We start from the raw sequence: 3,696 nt of genomic DNA, 5'->3' as shown, positions 1-3,696 counted from the left end.
TTTTTGGAAGAGGAGTGTGCCGATGAATATTTTCTTAAGCTTAAAAGTGAATACCAATTTTTAAAAACTAAGTATTCGCTGACTGCCACACTTCATAAGCACCAATGGAAATTTCTACGTTTAAGACCAGCAAATTTTCCTACGTTAAGAATAGCTGAGTTTGCAGCGTTCATTTCTACAGCCTCTGGTATATTTAGTATGTTTTTAGAGAGTGACTCAAAAAATATCAAACAGACATTGAGGAGCAAACCAACAGCTTATTGGCAGAGTCACTACAGGTTTGGCGAGTCAACTGAGAAGAAAATTTCAGGTTTAGGTGAATCAGGAGCTCAGCTCATTTGTATCAATACAGTAGTTCCCATTTTAGCTGCCTACAGTTATCATATCGATGATTCGCACTATTTGGATAAAGCAATTGCGCACTTACAAGGGCTTAAAATAGAAAGCAACTCTATCATATCTAAAATGAAAGCTGCGGGCTTTGAAGCAGACAATGCATTCGATTCTCAGGGTCTGATTGAGTTACATAATAATTATTGCTTGAAAAAACGGTGTTTGCAGTGTAATGTGGGAGCAAGTTTGGTCAGACCATAATGGTAGCTTTTTTCATATTTACGGCTAACATTGGTTTTATAAGCTTGTTGATTTACTGGCTTTATAAGTATGAGGATGCATCACCAATAAAGGCCTGGTTTTTTCCGGCTTTATTTTTAAAGTTAGCAGCAGGTATAGGGCTGGGGTTGATTTACGGTTTTCATTACGAATACGGAGATACCCTCAACTATTATAGAGAAGGCGCAAAGTTTGCGGCACTGGCAGAGCAAAATATCTCAACTTACATTTCGGAATTATTTACAGCGGAAACAGCTCATTTTGACTCGAAATATGATAGACATCCACGCGCATTATTTACCGCAAAGATTACGAGTGTTTTCGTCCTTATTACCAACCAAAATTATTGGCTTTCTTCTCTCTATTTTTCCCTATTCTCCTTTTTTGGTTTTTGGAAGCTGGCAGTTTGCGCATCAAAAATTTTTGATAATAAATTAGCAGTTTTATTATCGCTACTTTTTTATCCTTCAGTGGTGTTTTGGAGTGCAGGCATAGCCAAAGAGAGCTTCGCCATGGGCTCTTTTGCTTATATACTAGCTACTGCATTGTCTATTATTTATCTCAAAGACCGATTGCAAGCAAGGTCAGTCTTATTGAACCTGTTATTTTTCGTATTACTCTGGAAGTTAAAATACTACTATGCAGGCGCACTGATTTTAGTAGGAAGTGCTGCAATTGGTATTTACTATATAACGAATAAGGCGGCAATCATTAAGAAGTCATGGTTTTTTAAGATATTGATTACTTTGAGTTTATGCACGGTGATCATTATTGGCGTAAGTTATACAAGCCCAAATCTTAATCTGGATAGAGTAGCTGAGGTGGTACATAAAAACCATGTAATTATCGTTAATAAAACGGAACCAGAGGAGCTTGTGAGAGTAGATGACCTTGAGCCCACATGGACAAGCTTGGTTAAAAATGCCCCTTTAGCTCTATGGACGGGTCTTTTTAGACCTTTACCCGGAGATGGTGATGGTGTACTCAATTTTTTGGTGGTAATAGAAAATTTAATATTACTCTTTCTGGCAATATCAGCGATGACTTCCATTTGGAAAGTACGCAAGCTTGAGTACAAATACCTGTTTTTCTCAGGGCTTGCCTATTGCTTTATTTTGGCGATTTTCCTTACACTTTCTACGCCTAATTTCGGCACCCTCGTAAGGTACAAAGTAGGCTTTCTCCCCGTGTTTTTGATGCTGGTTACGGTACCCAACCCCTTGATTAAAAAATTAAACAACTGGGTGTTTAGCAAATAGCTTGTAACTTTGCGCCTTCATTCTTTAAGTTGAGTAACATATGAAAAATCCGGTAATGATATTTGGTGCAAATGCACTAGGTCGAGCTGCTAAAGAAATATTTGAAAGCAACGAAATTGTAATTTATTGCTTTTTAGACGATGAAGAAAAGTTGCACGGCACAGAGATAGACGATGTGACGGTAATGGGCAGCACAGACGATGATGGATATTTAAAATATGTAGGTAAAAAATGCGAGGCATTTGTGGCAGAAGATGACAATGACTTGAGAAAGGGTCTTGTTAAAATGCTTAATGAGCGCAGAAAGGTAATGCCAACGAATGCTGTTCATAGTAGTGCTGTCATTTCTGAATCTGCACATATTGGCCATGGCAATTTCGTGAACATGGGAGCGAGAGTAGGGAGTAATGCAAAGGTTTCTAATCACTGCATCCTACACACCAATTCTGTGGTAGACTACAATGCAAGTCTTGGTGACTTTGTGCAGGTGGGAGCCGGAAGTGTGATCAATGCTGAGGCTGTAATAGAGGATGAAGTGTTTATTGGTTCCGGTGTAACCATCGTTTCAGGAATAAAGATTGGCAAAGGAGCAAGGATAGGAGCTGGGTCTGTTGTGATTGCAGATGTAGATGCCGGAGATACAGTTTTTGGCAATCCCGCCCAAAAGGTTTGATAACCTTACATGTAAGGGTAATTTAATATTCAATTATTTTTTAAGAAATAGTAAATCTCTATCTTTTGACCTTAATGCAAGCGGCAAATGGCAAGGATTCCAGAATCTGAGTTAATTCTCAATAAAGACGGTAGTGTATACCATCTCAACTTACTCCCAAAACATATCTCCGACAATGTAATTACCGTGGGCGATCCTAATCGCGTACAGCAGGTAAGTCAGCATTTTGATAATGTTGATTTTGAAATGAACCGGAGAGAGTTTATCACACATGTGGGTACATATAAAGGCCAGCAGTTTACTGTAATGAGCACCGGGATGGGTACCGATAATGTAGAGATTTTCCTTACAGAATTAGATGCATTGGTAAACGTTGATCTCAAAAAACGAGAGCCAAAAGCAAAAAAAAGAAAGCTCAATATAGTGAGAATCGGAACCTCAGGAGGTTTACAAGAAGACCTTCCTCTTGATTCTCACCTTATATCAGATTATGCTGTTGGGCTAGACACGCTTATGTGCTATTATAATTTGCCTCAAGATGAATTTGAGCAAACAGTAGGTCGTGAACTAAAGGAATCAATAGGCCTACCCTTTGAACCGTATGTCGTTCGAGGCTCACAAACGCTTAAGGATCTGATGAAAGATGATATGGTGGTAGGTAATACAGTGACTTGCCCTGGTTTTTATGCACCTCAAGGGAGAAAGATAAGAGCTGAGCTCAAACTGCCTAAGCTCTTGGAAAAGCTGAATTATTACCATAAAGATAATTTTTGGTTAACCAACTTTGAGATGGAAACGGCCGGTTATTATGCCATGTGTAGATTGCTGGGGCATGAAGTATTGAGCGCCAATGCGATCATTGCCAATCGTATTCAGAACAAATTCTCCAAAAATCCTACAAAAGTTATTGACAGTCTGATAATTAAGGTTTTAGATAAACTGGTTTAAGCCTTCATATTTTTCATGCCAATGATCTGTCTTTTGGCAAAGGTAGGATCATAATTGTTGTAGAAGCCTGATAGAATTTTATGGGCAATATGCGATATGATGAGTTCTTCATCAGTTTTGCCTTTCTTTCCAATCCAAAATACACGATTAGGATGCTTCTTCATGTCTTCCACATATTCTTTGGCTTTCTGATATTGCTCATTA

The 3,696-nt window shown here is 38.5% G+C and carries 5 protein-coding genes; 4 read left to right on the top strand and 1 reads right to left on the bottom strand.

Annotated elements, in window-relative coordinates:
- The 4 genes from E1176_RS04255 to E1176_RS04240 form a co-directional block, all read left to right on the top strand.
- A partial coding sequence (locus E1176_RS04255; protein WP_155209331.1) for a DUF2851 family protein occupies positions 1-594 on the top strand: 594 nt, incomplete at its 5' end.
- Positions 594-1,871, top strand: a complete 1,278-nt coding sequence (locus E1176_RS04250; protein WP_155209330.1) for a hypothetical protein — start codon at positions 594-596, stop codon at positions 1,869-1,871. The genes E1176_RS04255 and E1176_RS04250, both read left to right, overlap by 1 nt.
- Before the next feature lie 40 nt (positions 1,872-1,911).
- Complete coding sequence (locus E1176_RS04245) at positions 1,912-2,544, top strand: acetyltransferase (protein ID WP_155209329.1); 633 nt, start codon at positions 1,912-1,914, stop codon at positions 2,542-2,544.
- 87 nt (positions 2,545-2,631) lie between these two features.
- Complete coding sequence (locus E1176_RS04240) at positions 2,632-3,492, top strand: nucleoside phosphorylase (protein WP_155209328.1); 861 nt, start codon at positions 2,632-2,634, stop codon at positions 3,490-3,492.
- Here E1176_RS04240 and E1176_RS20495 read toward each other — a convergent pair.
- The coding region (locus tag E1176_RS20495; RefSeq protein ID WP_185152616.1) for a hypothetical protein at positions 3,489-3,696 on the bottom strand (208 nt) is incomplete at its 5' end. The genes E1176_RS04240 and E1176_RS20495 overlap by 4 nt on opposite strands.

Origin of the sequence: Fulvivirga aurantia (assembly GCF_009711475.1) — a bacterium.
In the GTDB taxonomy this organism is placed as follows: domain Bacteria; phylum Bacteroidota; class Bacteroidia; order Cytophagales; family Cyclobacteriaceae; genus Fulvivirga; species Fulvivirga aurantia.
This window is presented reverse-complemented; position numbering and strand designations above follow the sequence as displayed.